This is a genomic window from Cellulomonas edaphi (genome assembly GCF_030362815.1).
GTDB lineage: Bacteria > Actinomycetota > Actinomycetes > Actinomycetales > Cellulomonadaceae > Cellulomonas > Cellulomonas edaphi.
The window spans coordinates 861,353-878,981 of the sequence record NZ_JAUCGR010000001.1; the positions used below are offsets into that span (position 1 = coordinate 861,353).

General features: G+C 73.2%; 21 protein-coding genes. 9 read left to right on the top strand and 12 right to left on the bottom strand.

Features of this window, described 5'->3' with window-relative positions; all coding sequences use genetic code 11:
- Positions 1-21: 21 nt before the first annotated feature.
- Entirely contained in the window at positions 22-699 is a 678-nt protein-coding gene (locus QRT05_RS04080; protein ID WP_289445510.1) for a uracil-DNA glycosylase, read from the bottom strand.
- Positions 700-899: 200 nt separating this feature from the next.
- Between QRT05_RS04080 and QRT05_RS04085 the strand changes: the two genes are divergently transcribed.
- The 3 genes from QRT05_RS04085 to groL all read left to right on the top strand — a co-directional run bounded on the left by QRT05_RS04085 (position 900) and on the right by groL (position 3,829).
- On the top strand, positions 900-1,202 hold the full coding sequence (locus QRT05_RS04085; protein ID WP_289445512.1) for a DUF3263 domain-containing protein: 303 nt from the start codon (positions 900-902) through the stop codon (positions 1,200-1,202).
- 161 nt (positions 1,203-1,363) lie between these two features.
- Entirely contained in the window at positions 1,364-1,981 is a 618-nt protein-coding gene (locus QRT05_RS04090) for a LytR C-terminal domain-containing protein (RefSeq protein ID WP_289445513.1), read from the top strand.
- A gap of 222 nt (positions 1,982-2,203) precedes the next feature.
- The gene (gene groL, locus QRT05_RS04095) at positions 2,204-3,829 is read left to right on the top strand and encodes a chaperonin GroEL (protein WP_289445515.1); all 1,626 of its coding nucleotides are present in this window, start codon (positions 2,204-2,206) and stop codon (positions 3,827-3,829) included.
- A gap of 129 nt (positions 3,830-3,958) precedes the next feature.
- Here the strand turns inward: groL and QRT05_RS04100 are convergent, their stop codons facing one another.
- The gene (locus tag QRT05_RS04100) at positions 3,959-4,117 is read right to left on the bottom strand and encodes a heme biosynthesis protein HemY (protein WP_289445518.1); all 159 of its coding nucleotides are present in this window, start codon (positions 4,115-4,117) and stop codon (positions 3,959-3,961) included.
- A gap of 206 nt (positions 4,118-4,323) precedes the next feature.
- Here QRT05_RS04100 and QRT05_RS04105 point away from each other — a divergent pair, with 206 nt between their 5' ends.
- The gene (locus QRT05_RS04105) at positions 4,324-5,691 is read left to right on the top strand and encodes an MDR family MFS transporter (RefSeq protein WP_289446115.1); all 1,368 of its coding nucleotides are present in this window, start codon (positions 4,324-4,326) and stop codon (positions 5,689-5,691) included.
- Here the strand turns inward: QRT05_RS04105 and QRT05_RS04110 are convergent.
- Both QRT05_RS04110 and QRT05_RS04115 read right to left on the bottom strand, forming a co-directional pair.
- Positions 5,688-6,335, bottom strand: a complete 648-nt coding sequence (locus QRT05_RS04110; protein WP_289445520.1) for a nucleoside/nucleotide kinase family protein — start codon at positions 6,333-6,335, stop codon at positions 5,688-5,690. The two genes, QRT05_RS04105 and QRT05_RS04110, sit on opposite strands and share 4 nt — an antisense overlap.
- Positions 6,336-7,559, bottom strand: coding sequence for a pyridoxal phosphate-dependent aminotransferase (locus QRT05_RS04115; RefSeq protein ID WP_289445522.1), 1,224 nt, complete (start codon positions 7,557-7,559; stop codon positions 6,336-6,338).
- A 166-nt stretch (positions 7,560-7,725) separates the two neighbouring features.
- On the opposite strand from QRT05_RS04115, the gene QRT05_RS04120 reads away from it, so the two are divergent.
- Complete coding sequence (locus QRT05_RS04120) at positions 7,726-8,181, top strand: hypothetical protein (RefSeq protein WP_289445524.1); 456 nt, start codon at positions 7,726-7,728, stop codon at positions 8,179-8,181.
- 10 nt (positions 8,182-8,191) lie between these two features.
- On the opposite strand, the gene QRT05_RS04125 is transcribed toward QRT05_RS04120, so the two are convergent.
- The 6 genes from QRT05_RS04125 to QRT05_RS04150 all read right to left on the bottom strand — a co-directional run bounded on the left by QRT05_RS04125 (position 8,192) and on the right by QRT05_RS04150 (position 13,237).
- Entirely contained in the window at positions 8,192-8,467 is a 276-nt protein-coding gene (locus QRT05_RS04125; RefSeq protein ID WP_289445525.1) for a DUF4031 domain-containing protein, read from the bottom strand.
- Positions 8,468-8,507: 40 nt separating this feature from the next.
- Complete coding sequence (locus QRT05_RS04130) at positions 8,508-8,801, bottom strand: WXG100 family type VII secretion target (protein WP_289445527.1); 294 nt, start codon at positions 8,799-8,801, stop codon at positions 8,508-8,510.
- A 231-nt stretch (positions 8,802-9,032) separates the two neighbouring features.
- Positions 9,033-9,734, bottom strand: coding sequence for an HD domain-containing protein (locus QRT05_RS04135; RefSeq protein ID WP_289445528.1), 702 nt, complete (start codon positions 9,732-9,734; stop codon positions 9,033-9,035).
- Positions 9,735-9,818: 84 nt separating this feature from the next.
- Positions 9,819-10,088, bottom strand: a complete 270-nt coding sequence (locus tag QRT05_RS04140) for an HPr family phosphocarrier protein (RefSeq protein ID WP_289445529.1) — start codon at positions 10,086-10,088, stop codon at positions 9,819-9,821.
- Between the two features lie 69 nt (positions 10,089-10,157).
- Positions 10,158-11,870: a phosphoenolpyruvate--protein phosphotransferase gene (gene ptsP, locus QRT05_RS04145; RefSeq protein ID WP_289445531.1), complete on the bottom strand. Its 1,713-nt coding sequence runs from the start codon at positions 11,868-11,870 to the stop codon at positions 10,158-10,160.
- A complete protein-coding gene (locus QRT05_RS04150; RefSeq protein WP_289445533.1) occupies positions 11,867-13,237 on the bottom strand; it encodes a PTS transporter subunit EIIC in 1,371 nt (456 codons plus the stop codon). Before QRT05_RS04150 ends, ptsP begins: the two co-directional genes overlap by 4 nt.
- Before the next feature lie 262 nt (positions 13,238-13,499).
- Here QRT05_RS04150 and QRT05_RS04155 point away from each other — a divergent pair, with 262 nt between their 5' ends.
- Genes QRT05_RS04155 through QRT05_RS04170 form a run of 4 tightly spaced genes read left to right on the top strand, consistent with a single transcriptional unit; the run spans position 13,500 to position 15,316 of the window.
- Positions 13,500-14,357 (top strand): GntR family transcriptional regulator, encoded by an 858-nt coding sequence (locus tag QRT05_RS04155; protein ID WP_289445536.1) that lies wholly within the window; start codon positions 13,500-13,502, stop codon positions 14,355-14,357.
- A complete protein-coding gene (locus QRT05_RS04160) occupies positions 14,354-14,599 on the top strand; it encodes a glucose PTS transporter subunit EIIB (protein WP_289445538.1) in 246 nt (81 codons plus the stop codon). Before QRT05_RS04155 ends, QRT05_RS04160 begins: the two co-directional genes overlap by 4 nt.
- Positions 14,600-14,624: 25 nt before the next feature.
- Positions 14,625-14,855 (top strand): PTS glucose/sucrose transporter subunit IIB, encoded by a 231-nt coding sequence (locus QRT05_RS04165; RefSeq protein WP_289445540.1) that lies wholly within the window; start codon positions 14,625-14,627, stop codon positions 14,853-14,855.
- On the top strand, positions 14,855-15,316 hold the full coding sequence (locus tag QRT05_RS04170) for a PTS sugar transporter subunit IIA (protein ID WP_289445542.1): 462 nt from the start codon (positions 14,855-14,857) through the stop codon (positions 15,314-15,316). The genes QRT05_RS04165 and QRT05_RS04170 overlap by 1 nt, the downstream gene beginning before the upstream one ends.
- Before the next feature lie 12 nt (positions 15,317-15,328).
- Here the strand turns inward: QRT05_RS04170 and QRT05_RS04175 are convergent, their stop codons facing one another.
- Positions 15,329-16,825: a sensor histidine kinase gene (locus tag QRT05_RS04175; RefSeq protein ID WP_289445545.1), complete on the bottom strand. Its 1,497-nt coding sequence runs from the start codon at positions 16,823-16,825 to the stop codon at positions 15,329-15,331.
- Positions 16,822-17,544, bottom strand: a complete 723-nt coding sequence (locus tag QRT05_RS04180) for a response regulator transcription factor (RefSeq protein ID WP_289445547.1) — start codon at positions 17,542-17,544, stop codon at positions 16,822-16,824. The genes QRT05_RS04175 and QRT05_RS04180 overlap by 4 nt, the downstream gene beginning before the upstream one ends.
- Positions 17,545-17,629: the final 85 nt, after the last annotated feature.

Consider the following 17,629-nt stretch of genomic DNA (forward strand, 5'->3'; position numbering starts at 1 on the left):
CTCCTGCGCGGCGGCTCCAGGTCACGGAAGGGACCAGTCGATCGGCTCGGCGCCCTGCGCGACCAGCAGCTGGTTGACCCGCGAGAACGGTCGGGATCCGAAGAAGCCACGGCTCGCGGACAGCGGGCTGGGGTGGGCGCTCTCCACGGTCGCCACGGGACCGAGAGCGGGCTTGAGGGACTGCGCGTCGCGGCCCCAGAGCACGGCAACCAGGGGTCCGCCCCGTTCGACGAGTGCCGCGATCGCCCGGTCGGTCACGGCCTCCCAGCCGCACCGGCGGTGGGACGCGGCTTCGCCGGGGCGGACGGTGAGCACCCGGTTGAGCAGCATGACGCCACGGTCCGCCCACGGCGTGAGGTCGCCCGTGGTGGGCATCGGCACACCGGTGTCGTCGACCAGCTCGCGGAAGATGTTGGCCAGCGAGCGCGGCACCGGGCGGACGTCGGGGCGCACCGAGAAGGACAGGCCCATCGCGTGCCCGGGGGTGGGGTAGGGGTCCTGACCGACGACGAGCACCCGCACCCCCGCCATCGGGCGCTGGAACGCGCGGAGCACCGCCGGCCCTTCCGGGAGGTAGGTGCGTCCTTCGGCCAGCTCCTCGCGCAGGAAGGCTCCCGCGGCGTGCACCTGGGGCTCGACCGGGGCGAGCGCCCGAGCCCAGTCCGGAGCGACGAGCTGGTCGAGTGGGAGGGTCTCCACGGGCCCGACGCTACCGGGCGTGACCGGTCAGCACGGGCTCGACTTCGGACCGCCCCGGCCCGACACGCGGCGGGTCGCGGCAGACTCGCCGGGGCGAATGACATGCGTGTCATTCCGGCCGTACGATGTCCGACGACGAGCGGGGAGCCGCTCGGCACCACGCACGGACGAGCCCCGGCTCGGGACATCACGGAGGACGTATGGACGCCGCGACGATCACGCTCGAGTCCTTGCCCTCCGCCGGCGCGCCCTCCGGCCTGTCCGAGCGGGACGAGCAGGTGCTGGCCTTCGAGCGGCAGTGGTGGAAGTACGCCGGTGCCAAGGAGCAGGCCATCCGCGAGCTGTTCGACATGTCGGCCACCCGGTACTACCAGGTGCTCAACGCCCTCATCGACGACCCGGCCGCGCTCGCGCACGACCCGATGCTGGTCAAGCGCCTGCGCCGCATGCGCTCCTCGCGCCAGCGCGCCCGCACGGCCCGGCGCCTGGGCGCGCAGGGCTGACTGGCAAGGCTGACTCGCAGGGCTGAGAGGCCCGCGCGCGGCGTGAGCCGCACCACGTCACTCGCCTGATCCGAGCGTGGCGAGCCGCATTCGGTCGCCACGCCGGGCCGTGATCCTGGCACTGACCCCCGCCGGGTCCCGCAGCCGTTAGCCTTGCCGCCGTGAGCAAGGCCGACTACCCCTACGCCGATGACGAGTTCGACGCACCCGCGGGACCTGACGTCCCGCGCGGCGTGCACCGGGCGCCCCGGTCGGCGTGGAGCCGCTGGTGGCCGTTCGTCGTCGTCATCGTGCTCGTCCCCGCCCTCGCGTACGCGCTGGTGACGTGGGCGTCGCGCGACAACAGCACGAACGACGACGCGAGCGGCGAGCCGAGCTCGTCGGCGAGCGCCCCGGCGACGTCGGGGTCGCCGGGCACGAGCGAGACCCCGAAGTCGCAGGAGCCGTCGACGGAGACCACGAGCGAGCCCCCCGCCAGCGAGGAGCCGACCGCAACCGCCGAGCTCGGCACGCCCGTGGTCGTGTACAACGCCGCCGGTATCAGCGGTCTCGCCAAGAGCACCGCGGGCGAGCTCGAGGCCGCCGGCTTCACCTCGGTGACGAGCACCAACTTCTCGGGCACGAAGCCCGCCGCATCGACGATCTACTACGCGTCCGAGGACCTCGAGCCCACCGCGGCGCTCGTCGGCCAGACCCTGGGCATCGACGCGCTCGAGCTGTCCGCCTCGGACGCGGGTGACGGCGTCAGCGTCGTGCTGGTCTCCGACCCCAACGGCTGAGGCGGCTCCACGGGGCCTGCGCCGCACTGCCGAGAGCGAACCTGCTTGCACTCTCCGGTGCCGAGTGCTAACCATTGACTTAGCACTCTCGGGTTGAGAGTGACAGAACCACCTCGGTCGTCCGATGAGGTTCGGCGCGCGCGGGACATGACCGCGGTCGCCGGTCTTTCCGTCGCGGGCATCGGCGACCCACCCACGCACACAGTGAAGGATCACAGCCCCATGGCCAAGATCATTGCCTTCAACGAGGAGGCCCGTCGCGGCATCGAGCGGGGTCTCAACACCCTCGCCGACACCGTCAAGGTCACCCTGGGCCCCAAGGGCCGCAACGTCGTCCTGGACAAGAAGTGGGGCGCTCCCACAATCACCAACGACGGTGTCTCCATCGCCAAGGAGATCGACCTCGAGGACCCCTTCGAGAAGATCGGCGCCGAGCTCGTCAAGGAGGTCGCCAAGAAGACGGACGACGTCGCTGGCGACGGCACCACCACCGCCACCGTGCTGGCGCAGGCGCTCGTGCGCGAGGGTCTGCGCAACGTCGCGGCCGGCGCCAACCCGATCGCCTTGAAGAAGGGCATCGAGGCCGCCGTCGAGGCCGTCACGGGCGCCCTGCTCTCGCAGGCCAAGGACGTCGAGACCAAGGAGCAGATCGCCGCGACCGCCGCGATCTCCGCCGGTGACACCGCGATCGGCGAGCTCATCGCCGAGGCCCTCGACAAGGTGGGCAAGGAAGGCGTCATCACCGTCGAGGAGTCCAGCGCGCTGGGCCTCGAGCTCGAGCTCACCGAGGGCATGCGCTTCGACAAGGGCTTCCTGTCGGCGTACTTCGTGACCGACCCCGAGCGCCAGGAGGCCGTCCTGGAGGACGCGTACGTCCTGCTCGTCGAGGGCAAGATCTCGAACGTCAAGGACCTGCTGCCCCTCCTGGAGAAGGTCATCCAGGCCGGCAAGCCGCTGTTCATCGTCGCCGAGGACGTCGAGGGCGAGGCCCTGGCCACGCTCGTCGTCAACAAGATCCGCGGGCTGTTCAAGTCGGCCGCCGTCAAGGCGCCCGGCTTCGGCGACCGCCGCAAGGCCATGCTCCAGGACATCGCCATCCTCACGGGTGGTCAGGTCGTCTCGGAGACCGTCGGCCTCAAGCTCGACACCGTGGGTCTCGAGGTCCTCGGCACGGCGCGCAAGGTCGTCGTGACCAAGGATGAGACCACGATCGTCGAGGGCTCGGGCGACGCCAAGCAGATCGCCGGTCGCGTCTCGCAGATCCGTGCCGAGATCGAGAACTCCGACTCGGACTACGACCGCGAGAAGCTCCAGGAGCGCCTCGCCAAGCTCGCCGGCGGCGTGGCCGTCATCAAGGCGGGCGCGGCCACCGAGGTCGAGCTCAAGGAGCGCAAGCACCGCATCGAGGACGCCGTGCGCAACGCGAAGGCGGCCGTCGAGGAGGGCATCGTCGCCGGTGGTGGCGTCGCGCTGATCCAGGCCGGCAAGACGGCGTTCGAGGGCCTCAAGCTCGAGGGCGACGAGGCGACGGGTGCTGCGATCGTGAAGCTCGCGATCGAGGCCCCGCTCAAGCAGATCGCGATCAACGCCGGCCTCGAGGGTGGCGTCGTCGCGGAGAAGGTGCGCAACCTCCCCGTGGGTCACGGCCTCAACGCCGCGACCAACACGTACGAGGACCTGCTCGCCGCGGGCGTCAACGACCCGGTGAAGGTCACGCGCTCCGCGCTGCAGAACGCGGCGTCCATCGCCGCGCTCTTCCTCACCACCGAGGCCGTCGTGGCCGACAAGCCGGAGAAGGTTGCTGCTCCGGCCGGTGGCGGCGGCGAGGACTTCGGCGGCGGCTTCTGATCCGCAGCTGAACCTCCGGCGGCGCTGAGCCGCTCGGCCGTTCGGACGGGCCGGTCACCTTCGGGTGGCCGGCCCGTCGTGCGTCATGGACCGGTCGTCCGCACTCCGCCGCGGCGGCGGCCGGCGGGGTTAGCCCGCGTTGCGGAGCAGGAACTCCGTCTCGGTGTCGCGACCCATCTGCGGGTCGGGGGCGGTCGTGGTGTCGACCAGCGCCACCGTGTCGACGAGCCGCACGGGCTCGGGCAGCACGCGGTAGCGGTCAGCCGGGTCGGGCGTGCTGTCGGTCATGGAGCGCTCCTTCGTCGGCGACATGCTGTGCCCATCGTGGCCGACGCGGGATCGGATGACCACGTCCCGCGGTGGAATCGGGTTGCCGACGGCCGGAGCGGCGCGTTGAGTGTGCGGGTGCACACGGGGACGGAAGGGTGACCGCGCAGGTGGACCGCTCGACCGTCGGCTTCCGCTCGGAGCGGGGTCCGGTGCTCGTCGCGCTCATGGTGACCACGGGACTGGTCGCCATCGACTCGACCATCCTGGCGACGGCGGTCCCGACGATCGTGCGCGACCTGGGCGGCTTCGCGTCGTTCCCGTGGCTGTTCTCCCTGTACCTGCTGACCCAGGCCGTGACCGTCCCCATCTACTCCAAGCTCGCCGACACGTGGGGTCGCAAGCCCGTCGTGCTCGTCGGCATCGCGTTGTTCGGGCTGGGCTCGGTGCTGTGCGGCCTCGCGTGGTCGATGCCGGCGCTGATCGCGTTCCGCGCGGTGCAGGGTCTGGGTGCCGGCGCGGTGCAGCCCATGGCGGTCACGATCGCCGGAGACATCTACACGGTGGCCGAGCGCGCGAAGGTGCAGGGCTACATCGCGAGCGTCTGGGGCGTGTCCTCGGTGGTCGGCCCCACGCTCGGCGGGCTGTTCAGCCAGGTGCTGTCGTGGCGGTGGATCTTCTTCGTCAACATCCCCCTGTGCGTCGTGGCCGCGTGGCTGCTCTGGCGGCGGCTGCAGGAGGACGTCGAGCGGCGCAAGCACCGGATCGACTGGGCGGGCGGCGCCTTGCTCACCGCCTCCCTCAGCCTCCTGGTGCTCGGCATCCTCGAGGGCGGCAACGGCTGGGCGTGGGACTCGACGGCCAGCGTCCTCGTGCTCGGCACGGGCCTGGTGCTCATGGCGGCGTTCCTGGTCGTCGAGAAGCGCGCGCAGGAGCCCGTGCTGCCCCTGCGGCTGCTCTCGCGCCGCCTCCTGGCCACCGCGGCGCTCATCTCGGTGGGCGTAGGCGTGGTGCTCATCGGGCTCACGTCCTACATCCCGTCGTACCTCGAGGCCCTGCTGGGGGTGACGCCCCTCGTCTCCGGGCTCACGCTCGCGTTGCTGACCATCGGCTGGCCCATCTCGGCCTCGCAGTCGGGCCGGCTCTACCTGCGCTTCGGGTTCCGCTTCACCGCGCTGGTGGGGACGGCGATCTGCGCGCTGGGCTGCGCGGGGCTGTTGCTCGCGGCGAGCTCGCCGTCCGTGTGGGCGGTCGGGGGAGCCTGCCTCGTCGTCGGGCTCGGGCTTGGGCTGACGGCGTCGCCGACGCTCATCGCGGCCCAGTCGAGCGTGGACTGGGGCGAGCGCGCCGTCGTCACGGGCGCCAACCTGTTCGCGCGGTCCATCGGCTCCGCGGTGGGGGTCGCCGTGATGGGAGCGATCGTCAACGCCTCGCTGCGGGGGCTCGACGGCGACACCCATCCTGCGCAGCTGCAGGGCGCCGTGCGCAGCGCCCTGGTGGCCGTGCTCGTGGTCGCCCTGCTCATGATCGTGGCCGCCGCCGCGCTGCCGCGGGACCGGGCCGCGTCACCCGAGGCTCAGCGTTCGGGCGGCTAGCGGACGGTGCGGGGCCGCAGCGTCGGGGCGGCGGGGTCGGTGTTGTCGACGACGAGCGTGGCACGGGCGGCCGGGTCGCACGTGCGCAGGTAGTGACGCTGCGCCTGGACGTACCTCGCGTTGGTGAGGTCGTCGACCACGGGCGACGCGCCGTCGCGCACGGCCATCCGGGCGACCGTGACCTCGAAGGGCACGTCGAGGAACACCGACACGTCCCACGCGCCGACCAGCTCGTCGCGATGCAGGAACAGACCGTCGACGAGGACGACGGCCGCGCCGGTGACCAGGACGGGCGCGGGGTCGACGAGGGCGTCCGAGGCGAGGTCGTGCGACGCGGTGCGCACGAGCCCCGAGCCGCCCTCGGCCAGGGGCGCGAGGACGCGCTCGCGGAACGCCGGGTAGTCGTAGGAGTCGAGCCAGAAGCCCTCCGGCGAGTCGCGGCCCCGGGCGTAGCGCTGCGACCGCGGGCGGTGGAAGTCGTCGAGCGAGACGCGCAGCACCGGCAGGTCGACCACGCGTGCGAGGTCGTCGGCGAACCAGGTCTTGCCGGCGCCGTCCACCCCGTCGATCCCCACGAGGACGGGCGTGGCACGCTCCGGTATCGCGCCGGCCACCAGGGCCAGGACCCGACGCCGCGCGCCCATCTACTGCCGGTAGGACGAGAGGAAGTTGCCGAGGCGCTCGACCGCCTCGGCCAGCACCCGCGCCTCGGGGAGCGTGACGATCCGCAGGTGGTCCGGCTCGGGCCAGTTGAAGCCCGTGCCCTGCACCAGCAGGATGTGCTCGCTGACCAGCAGGTCGTACACCAGCCGAGAGTCGTCGTGGATCTCGTGCACCTCAGGGTCGAGGCGCGGGAAGAGGTAGAGCGCGCCGTCGGGCCGGACGCACGTGACGCCGGGGATCGAGGTGAGCCCGGTGTAGGCGACCTCGCGCTGCTCGTGCAGGCGGCCGCCGGGGGCGACGAGTGCCTCGATCGACTGGACGCCACCGAGCGCCGCCTGGACCGCGTGCTGCGCGGGGACGTTGGGGCACAGCCGCGTCGAGGCGAGCAGGGTGATGCCCTCGAGGAAGCCCTTGGCGTGGTCGCGGGGCCCGGTGACCACGAGCCAGCCCGACCGGTAGCCGGCCACGCGGTAGGTCTTGGACAGGCCGTTGAACGTCAGGCACAGCAGGTCGGGCGCGACGGTCGCCATGGGGGTGTGCTTCGCGCCGTCGAACAGGATGCGGTCGTAGATCTCGTCGGACAGCAGCAGCAGGCTGTGCTCGCGCGCGATGGCCGCGATGCCCTCCAGCACCTCACGCGAGTAGACGGCGCCCGTCGGGTTGTTGGGGTTGATGACGACGATCGCCTTGGTGCGGGGGGTGATCAGCGAGCGGAGGTGCTCGAGGTCCGGCTGCCAGCCGGCGGCCTCGTCGCAGCGGTAGTGCACGGGCCTGCCGTCCGACAGCGAGGTCATCGCGGTCCACAGGGGGTAGTCGGGCGAGGGGATGAGCACCTCGTCGCCCTCGTCGAGCAGAGCCTGCAGCACCATGGTGATGAGCTCCGACACCCCGTTGCCGAGGTAGACGTCGTCGACGTCGAGCTGGGGGAAGCCGGGCTCCGTCTCGTACCGGGTCACCACAGCCCGGCGCGCGGACAGGATGCCCCGGCTGTCGGTGTAACCGTGCGCGCTCGGGATCGCCGCGACCACGTCGCGCACGATCTGGTGCGGGGCGTCGAAGCCGAACGCGGCGGGATTGCCCGTGTTGAGCTTGAGCACGCTGTAGCCGTCGGCCTCGAGCCGGGCGGCCTCGTCGAGGGCCTTGCCGCGGATCTCGTACAGGACGTTCTTGAGCTTGGACGACTGGTCCAGGGGGCGCAACGGCATGGTCGCAGGGTAGACCGGCCCGGCGCGCGCGCGTCGAGGCGCACGACCTGCGGCCTTTCGCCGTCAGGTAAACGCTGCCATCGCGTCGGGGGTGCGCGATACCGTCTGCCGAAGGGGAGATCCACTGGCCGGGGGGCCCACGATGCGACGAGCACTGGGATGGGGCATGGCTGCGGGCGTCGCCGCGGTCGTGATCTGGGTGGTGGCCGTGCACAGCTTCTTCCGGCCGCTGCTGGCCATCGCCCCCGTGGTGGTGTTCGCCGTGGTGCTGCTGGTGCGCGTCCTGCTCGCACCGGCCCTCGCGCGCCGGGGTGCCGACGCGCCCGGCCCGCTCGGCTTCGACGAGATGGCCCGGCTGTACCTCGGACGACCGAGGCAGGAACCCGCGGGGCGCGCCACCGACCAGCCGACCGGGCGTGCCGACGAACGGGCAGGCGAGCACCCTGCCGAGCGGGGAGTCGAGCACGCAGCCCAGCACGCACCCGCACGAGGCGGACCCGACCTCGCGGACCCGGCAGCGACCGCGGTCGGCCGGGAGGAGCAGAGCGCGGGCGTTCTCGGCGAGCGGAGCGAGGCCGCGCACGGCGAGCCGGCCGACGTCGGGGCCCAGCAGAACCGGTAGGGCAGGGCAGCTAGTGGTGCCCGGTCCGGTCACGCGCCGGGATGCGCAGGCCGGACGCACGCAGCCGACGGATCAGGTCGCCCGCGCTGACGGGCGTCGCCCCCAGCGCGACGAGCTCGTCGTACCGGCTGTCCGGCACGTCGTAGTGGTCCTGGTCGAACGCCCGCTCGGGGATGCCCGCGAGGGCCGCGAACGCGTGCAGCTCCTCGAGGGAGGAGTCGCTGACCAGGTGGGCCCAGAGCCGGTCGTGCCGCGGCCACATCGGGGGATCCACGAGCACCGTCACCACCCGAGCGTACGGCCGTTCCCGGTGGGCGGGACTGCGCTCACGACGGCGTGAACATGCGCGCCGCCTGCGCCTCGGCGTCCGCGTAGGTGCGGCCCGCGGCCTGCATGGCGTCGCCGATCCGTCCCAGCGCGTGGTCGAGCCGTGCCGACGCGGTCGACCACTCGTGCATGACCGCGGCGAACTGGGTCGCCGCGGATCCACGCCAGGTGTCCTGCAGCGCCACCAGCTGGCGCTGCATCGCGGCGACCTCGGAGCGGATGGTAGTGGCCCGCGACTGCACGGCCGCCGCGGTGGCCGTGACCTGTGCGCTGTCGACCTCGTACCTGCTCATGCTGCCTCCTGCGACCGCGGCGCCGGGATGGCCCCGATGGCGTCGACGGTAGGTCCGGGGCGCGGCACGAGGGCGGCCCGCCGTCGTCCCAGGGCGGGATGGCGGCAGACCGAGGGGCTGTGGACGCGTCGCGGCGCCCGCGAGCCTCAGCCGCGACGCGAGCCTCAGCAGCCCGCGAGCCTCAGCCGCTCGCGAGCGCACACGCCCGCGAGCCTCAGACGCCCGCGAGCCTCAGACGCCCGCGTCGAAGGTCGCCTGCTCCTTCTCGAGCCGCTGGAGCTCGGCGGACACGTTCTGGCGCGCCGGCTCCTCCCACGCCGCGCCCAGGGGCGAGGAGAAGAGGGTGGGGCGCGCGAGGAGCTTCTTGAGGATGCGGATGCGGGCCCGGACGTAGTCCTCGACGGGCAGGTGCGCGTACTCCGCGCGGACGTCGTGCAGGTACGCCTTGTAGCGCTGCGGCTCGGCCGCCAGCATCGCGAGGTCGGCGTCGCACAGCACGGCGCAGTCGAAGTCGCTGGGGTCGGGCGAGTGCCGCACCAGGGCGACCACGAGGTCGTGCACGCGGGCCGCGCGGTCCTCGGGCACGCCGAGGGCGGTCAGCTCGGCGCGTGCCAGGCTCGCGCTGGCCGCCTCGTCCTCGCCGCCCTTGTTCGCGTACGACTTCGCGTCCGCCAGGTCGAAGACGACGCCGTGGTACCAGGCGGCGAGCCGCACCAGGTCCGGCTCGTGCGTCTCCTCGGCGAGCTCGTCGACACGCACCAGCACGTCGACCAGGTGCTTGAGGTTGTGGAACTCGCGACCCGGCTCGGACCACCGGTCGACGAGTGCCTGCCCGACGTCGCGGACCTGCTCGTCGGTCGCGGTGGCACCGGCCCCGCGTGCGCTTCGCTGGAAGGCTGACAGCAACCACTGCGGTGCGTCATGGACGCCCATGGATGAACCTCACGACGGTGACTAGGACGCGCCATCGTAGCCCCGGCGATGGCCCGCTGCGGGCCGGTCGGGCCGGGTCGTCCGTCAGGCGAGGACGGGACTGCTCAGGAAGTGCTCGAGCGCGTCGAGCGATGCCGCCGCGGTCGCGTCGTCCGACTCCGTGGCCAGCACCACCTCGTCGCCGGCGCCCACCCCGAGCATCATGACGGCGAGGATCGAACCGGCGGCCACGGGGGCGCCGTCGCCCTTGGCGATGGTCACCGCGACCGGCTGCTGGCCGACGGCCGCGACGAACTGCGCGGCGGGCCGCGCATGCAGCCCCTCGGAGAGCGCGACGACGACGGAGCGCTGCATGGGTGTTCCTCCTGCTCGAGAACGACGAGACATGGCGAGCATATTGGTCTAGACCACCAATGGCCAGGGCTAGAGGCCGAGCTCCTCCAGCTCGGGGAGCGCCGCGCGCACCGCGCTGCGTGCCTGGTCCGCCGTGCGCTGCGCGAGCGCGAGGGTGGCCAGCTCCCGGCACCGGTGTGCGGTCACGGCGCCCAGCACGGCGCCGACGTCGGGCAGCGCCCGAGCCGTCATGGACAACGACGAGGCGCCGAGGCCGACGAGCACCGGCGCCAGCGCGGGATCGGCGGCGGCCTCGCCGCAGACGCCCACCGGTCGACCCGCCGCCGCGCCGCCGCGGCACGCAGCCGCGACCAGGTCCAGCACCGCGGGCTGCCAGGGGGTGGACAGCTGCGCCAGCTCGGCGAGCTCGCGGTCGGCGGCCATCGCGTACTGCGTGAGGTCGTTGGTGCCGACGCTGGCGAACTGCGCCTGCGCCAGGAGCTGTCCGGCCCGCAGCGCGGCCGACGGCACCTCGATCATGATCCCGGCGTCGTCGAGCCCGAGGGCCCGGCACCGGGCGACGAAGGCGTCCGCCTCGTCGGCGGTGGCCACCATGGGCGCCATGACCCACACCTGGGCGGTCGCCGACGCGGCCGCACGCGCGATCGCGGTGAGCTGGTCCTCGAGCACCTGGGGGTAGGACCACGACGTGCGCAGCCCGCGCACGCCGAGGGCCGGGTTCGGCTCCCCCTGCGGGGTCACGAAGGGCAGCGGCTTGTCCGCACCGGCGTCCAGGGTGCGGATGACCACCCGGCCGCCGGGGAAGGCCTCGAGCACCTGCGAGTACGCGGCCACCTGCTCGTCGACGGACGGCGGCGACTGCCGGCCCAGGAAGCCGAACTCGGTGCGGAACAGCCCGATGCCCTCGGCGCCCGCCGCGGCGGCGGCCCTGGCGCCGGCGGGGTCGCCGACGTTCGCGAGCAGCGCGACCGGCCGACCGTCGGCCGTGCGTCCGGGGTGCTCGAGCCGCGAGGGCCGTTGCCGGACCCGCGTGGCGCGCGCGATCGCATCGGCGCCCGGGTGTCGGAGCACCTCACCCTTCGCGCCGTCGACCAGGACCGTCTCGCCGTCGGCGATCGCGTCGGCGCCCGGCGCCGCGACGACGCACGGGATGCCGAGCGACCGCGCCAGGATGGCCGTGTGCGCGGTGGGCCCCCCGCCCGAGGTCACGATCGCGAGCACGCGCTGCGGATCGAGGCGGGCGGTGTCGGCCGGCGCGAGGTCGCGGGCGACGAGGACGAACGGCGTGCCCGGGTCGGGGACTCCCGGTGGCCGCAGCCCCAGGAGCTCCGCGATGATCCGGTCGCGCACGTCCTGCACGTCGCGCGCTCGCTCGGCGAAGAGGTCGCCCAGCGCACGCAGCTGCTCCGCGACCAGCTCGGCGGCGTCCCACACCGCGCGGGCCGGCGTGGAGCGGTTCTCCCGGACCCGCCGGGCCGCCTCGGCAGCGAGCGACGGGTCGGCGGCCATCGCTGCCGTCACGCCCAGGATGTCCGCCGCCTCGCCCGTGGCCGCCTCTGCGGCGCGGGCCAGGGTCTGCCTGACCCGCGCCGCGGCCGCGTCGACGGCCCGGGCGCCCGCCTCCAGGTCGGCGCCCGGTGCTGCCGGCTCCGGAGACGGTGCGGGCGCGGCGTCGGGCATCCGCGCCACGGTGCCGACCCGCCGGCCCGGACTCACCCCGAAGCCGCGCAGCACCGCGGGTGCCGGTGCGGTGGGCGAGTCCAGGCTCGACGGGGCGGTCATCGGCCGACGGGCCTCTCGTCGCCGAGCAGCGCCCGGTCCGCCGGGACGGGTCCTGCGCTCGTGGCCGCCCGACGCTGGGCCGCCGCGTCGTCGTGGTCGCTCTGGTCGGCCGTGGGGTCGAGCGCGAGGCCGCTGCCGTCGTCGTCCTCGCGGCCCGGGGTCCGCAGGTTCCACCGCGTGATGACGAACCGGAACAGGAAGTAGTAGACGAGGCCGTAGCCCAGCCCGATGACGATCAGCAGGAGCGGCATCGTCGCGATGCGGAAGTTGAGCACGTAGTCGATCGCGCCCGCCGAGAACCCGAAGCCGTCCTTGATGCCGAGGGCGTTCACCAGGGCCATCGAGGTGCCGGTGAGCAGCGCGTGGATGACGTACAGCGGGTAGGCGACGTAGACGAAGGCGAACTCGAGCGGCTCCGTGACGCCGGTGACGAAGGCGACGAGCGCGGCCGAGCCCATGATGCCCGCGATGACCTTGCGGTTGCGGGCGCGCGAGGTGTGCACGATCGCCAGGGCCGCGGCGGGCAGCGCGAACATCATGATCGGGAAGAAGCCGGTCATGAACGTGCCGGCCGTGGGGTCGCCGAGCAGGAACCGGTTGATGTCGCCGTGCGCGACCGTGCCGTCCGCGGCGGTGTACGTGCCGAACTGGAACCACGGCAGCGAGTTGAGGATGTGGTGCAGGCCGAGGGGGACGAGCAGCCGGTTGAGCGTGCCGTACACGAACGCACCGAGCGGTCCGGAGCCGGTCACCCAGTCACCCACGGCCGTGAAGCCCGCGTTGAAGGCGGGGTAGATGAGCGACGCCGCGACGGCGATCAGCACCGACGCGCCCGCCGTGACGATGGGGACGAACCGTCGGCCGCCGAAGAACGCGAGGTACGCCGGGAGCTTGATCCGGTAGTACCTCTGGTAGAGCAGCGCGGTCACGAGCCCGATCGTGATGCCACCCAGCACGCCGTAGTCGATGAGCTCCTGGGTCTCTCCCTCGGCTGCCACGCCCAGGACGTGGGGCGAGAGCGCCGCGGTGACCCCCGTGAAGACCAGGTACCCCACCACGGCGGCGAGTCCCGTCGAACCGTCGGACTTGCGCGCGAAGCCGACGGCGACGCCCACGGCGAACAGCAGCGGCAGGTACTTGAACAGCGCGTTCCCCGCGGCGCCGAAGACGTCGGCGACGGGAAGCAGCCACGACGCGTGCGCGCCGAGGCCCTTGGCGCCGAGCATGTCGGGCTGCCCGAGGCGCAGCAGCAGGGCCGCCGCCGGGAGGGAGGCGATGGGCAGCATCAGCGAGCGGCCGATGCGCTGGAGCTGGGCGAGCCCAGGGAAGCCTCGCCGCTGAGCGACGTCTGCGGTGGCGGTGGTCATGGAGCACTCCTCGTTGCGTGTCGATGACGTGCGGGGCAGCCGGGCGGCGGAACGATGCGTGCCGTTCGCCCGGGATGGCGGGGTGACGAGGGGGCTCCTCACCCGGGTGGCATGTGTCTGGTCTGGACCAGTTGCGAGCAGACTGGTCTAGACCTCATGATGTGTCAAGGGTCACGTCGCGACGGGCGACGGAGGCCCCGGTCCTCAGGGCATCGCCCCGGGGCGGGGTCGACCGGAGCGCGCACGAAGGAGTGGACCGCACGTGGAGGAGCCCGAGCAGGCAGCTGCGCACAAGTACCTGACGGTGCGCGACCACCTGGCCTCCCTCGTCGCCCAGGAGCTGCGGGTGGGCGACGCGATCCCGTCCGAGCGGCACCTGAGCCAGCAGTTCGGCCTGTCGCGGATGACCGTGCGCCAGGCCGTGGACACCCTCGTCACCGAGGGCGTGCTGGTCCGCGAGCAGGGCCGCGGCACCTTCGTCGCGCCCCAGCGCATCGACTTCGAGATGCGCCTCACCACGTTCGGCGAGGAGATGCGCAGCCGGGGGATGACCCCCGCGACGACGGTGCTCACGGCACAGGTGGTCTCCGCGACCCCGGACGTGGCGACCGCGCTCGAGATCGAGCCGCGCGACAAGGTCCACTACCTCTACCGCGTGCGCAGCGCGGACGGCACCCCCATGTGCATCGAGCAGGTCTGGGTGCCGGTCGCGCTCGCCCCCGGGCTGTTCGACGACGGGCCGCCGGCCAGCATGTACACGGCACTGCGGGACCGGGGCCTCGCGCCCGAGTGGGGCGAGGACACCCTCTCGGCCGACGAGGCCACGGACACCGAGGCGTCCCTGCTCGGGCTCGGCGACGCGCGCGCCGTCCTGCGCGCGGAGCGGCGCACCTACAGCGTCGACGGTGCCGCGATGTTCTCGCGCGCCTGCTACCGCGCCGACCGCTACAGCGTCTGGGTGCCGCTGCGCGCGCCCCGCCCCACGCTCGTCCCTCGCCGCCGCGACAACGACGCCCGGCCGGTCGACCACGAGCGATCCCCTGCCGCGGCGCCCGCTGCGGCAGACGCCACCACCCCGGCGGCCGCGTCAGTCGCCGGAGCATCGGGAGGACGGCCATGAGGCCCGAAGGCAGGGAACAGGCGGCGGCGATCCTCGCCGCGCTCGGAGGAGTCGACAACATCGACGAGATCGAGCCGTGCACCACCCGGCTGCGCTCGCTGGTGCGCGACGCCGGACGGGTCGACGCCGCCGGGCTGCGAGCCGCGGGCGCGTTCGGCGTGATGATCTCGGGCCGGGTGGTGCAGGTCGTGGTCGGTCCGCACGTGGACCTGATCGCCACCGACCTCGACGAGCTGATGTGACCTCATGACACGGACGGGAGCAGCCATGAGCAAGGCCGAGAAGATCCTCGCCGCACTCGGGGGAGACGCCAACGTGCTCGACCTCGAGCCCTGCATCACGCGACTGCGCGTCGAGGTGGAGGATCCCGCGCTCGTCGACGAGCCGGCGCTGCGCGCCGCGGGTGTCATCGCGGTGGTGCGCTCCGGCATCGCGGTGCAGGTGATCGTCGGGCCCGAGGCGGACACGCTCGCCTCGGACATCGAGGACCTGCGCTGATGGGCGCACTGACGGTGCTCGCCCCGGTCGCCGGCCAGGTGCTGAGCCTCGCGGACGTGGACGACCCCGTGTTCTCGGCCGAGCTGGTGGGCCCGGGCATCGCGCTCGACCCGACGCGCGAGCCGCGCTCGCAGGTGCTCGCACCGATCGCCGGCGTCATCGCCAAGCTGCACCCGCACGCGTTCGTCATCCAGCACGACGACGGGCGCGCGGTGCTGGTGCACCTCGGCATCGACACGGTCGAGCTGGGCGGCGCGGGCTTCACGCTGCACGCGGCCGAGGGCGAGCAGGTGCACGCCGGGCAGGTGGTCGTGAGCTGGGACCCGGACGCCGTGGCCTCCGGCGGCCGCTCGCCGGTCTGCCCGGTCGTCGGGCTCGACGCGGGCGCCGACGCGGTGACACGACTGGCTGCACCGGGCGACACCGTGAGTGCCGGGGAGCCGCTGCTCACCTGGGGCTGAGCCAGCGGCGGCTCAGTCCGCCGCTGGCGGGGCCGCCGACGCGAGCGCCACCCGGACCGTCGTCCCGCCGCCGGCCGTCTCGGCGAGCTCGACGCTCCCATGGTGCGCGGCGACGATCGCAGCGACGATCGCCATGCCCAGCCCCGAGCCGCCCGACGAGCGGCCCCGCGAGGCGTCGACGCGGTAGAACCGCTCGAACACCCGCGCGGCGTGCTCCGGGTCGATGCCGGGGCCGTGGTCGCGGACCTCGACGATCCCGCGCGCGCCGTCCGTGCCCACGGCGATCTCCACCGCGGTGCCGGCGGGCGTGTGCTGCGCGGCGTTGCCCACCAGGTTGGCGAGCACCTGGCGCAGCCGCGCCTCGTCGCCCAGCACGAGGCACGGCCCGCTCGGCCCGCCGTCCACGAGCGGCACGAGACGCGGGCTGCGCGACGGGTCCAGGGCGTGCAGGTCGCTCACCGCATCCGCGGCCAGGACGGTCAGGTCGACGGGCGCGCTCTGCAACGGGCGGCCCTCGTCGAGCCGGGCCAGCGACAGCAGGTCCTCGACCAGCCCGCCCATGCGGGTGGCGGACTCCTCGATGCGCCGCATGGTGTCGTCCACCTGGTCGCGCTCGGTCAGGGCGCCCATCCGGTAGAGCTCGCCGTACCCGCGGATCGTGGCCAGAGGGGTCCGCAGCTCGTGCGAGGCGTCCGCCACGAAGCGGCGCATCCGCGCCTCGGACGCGGTGCGGGCGCCGAACGCCTGCTCGATCTGCGTGAGCATGCCGTTGAGCGCGTCGCCGAGGCGGCCGACCTCGGTGGACGACGGTGCCGCCGGGACGCGCTGGGTCAGGTCCCCTGCGGCGATGGCGGCGGCCGTCGTCTCGATCTCCCGCAGCGGGCGCAGGGTGCGGCGCACCGCGAGCGCCGCGATCCCGCCACCGAGGAGCACGATGCCCAGGCCGGACAGCACCAGCGTGAGCGTCATCTGCTCCACGGTGTCGTGCGCGTCGCCGAGGGGGAGGGCCACGTAGACCACGCCCACGAACGAGCCGACCTGCACGGGGTAGACGACGACGCGCCACCGCGAGCCCGGCTTCGAGGACGACACCGTGTACGGGACGCCGGCGCGGGCATCGGCCTGCGCCGGCGTCAGCGTGGGCACCGTGGGTCGGCCGTAGGTGCGCATCACGGTGGGCCGCGCCCGCCACTGCGTCGCCGTCGACTCACCGGTGAGCTGGACGTAGTAGTCGGTGGGCAGCGTGTCCGCCGCGCCGCCCCCGGCGAACGGGTCCACGGCCATCTGCCCCAGCTGGGCGCCCTCGGTCACCAGCTTCTCGTCGACCTGTGCCACCAGCGAGCGGCTCAGCAGGGTGGCGCTCACCAGGCCGGCCAGCGTCAGACCCACCGCGAGCAGGATGGTGATGAGGCCGACGAGCCGCGCGACGAGCGGCACGCCCGCCCACCAGCGGCCCGGGCGCCGGGTCGGACGCGCGTTCTTGACCTCGTGCGCCGCCGCTGACGTCATGCCGACGCGCGCAGCAGGTAGCCCACTCCGCGCTTGGTGTGGATGAGGGGCGGGAGCCGGGTCCCGGTGCCGTCGTCGACCTGGTCCACCTTGCGACGCAGATAGGAGATGTAGGACTCCACGATGTTCGCGTCGCCGCCCCAGTCGTACTGCCAGACGTGGTCGAGGATCTGCGCCTTGGACAGCACCCGCCCGGGGTTGAGCATGAGGTACCGCAGCAGCTTGAACTCGGTGGGGGACAGGTCGATCTCGCGTCCGCTGCGGCGCACCTCGTGCGAGTCGTCGTCGAGCTCGAGGTCGGCGTAGCGCAGGATGCGCGCGTCGTCGTCGCGGTCGGGACCCGTCCGGCGCAGGATCGCCCGGATGCGGGCGACGACCTCCTCGAGGCTGAACGGCTTGGTGACGTAGTCGTCGCCGCCCACCGTCAGCCCCTGCACCTTGTCCGCGGTGTCGTCCCGCGCCGTGAGGAACAGCACGGGCGTGTGCTGACCCTTCTCGCGCAGCCGGCGCGTGACCGAGAAGCCGTCCATGTCCGGCAGCATGACGTCGAGCACCAGCAGGTCGGGCTCGATCTCGCGCGCCATCCGCAGGGCCGTCGACCCGTCGGCGGCCGCATGCACCTCGAACCCCGCGAAGCGCAGCGACGTGGCCAGCAGCTCGCGGATGTTCGGCTCGTCGTCCACCACCAGGAGCGTGGCCTCGGGCTCGTGCGCAGTCATGGCCGCATCATGGCCCCGATGCCTGGGAGTTCGCTGGATGTCGCCCGCATGGCGTCGACGGGCGCCACTCCGGCATTTCGGACGT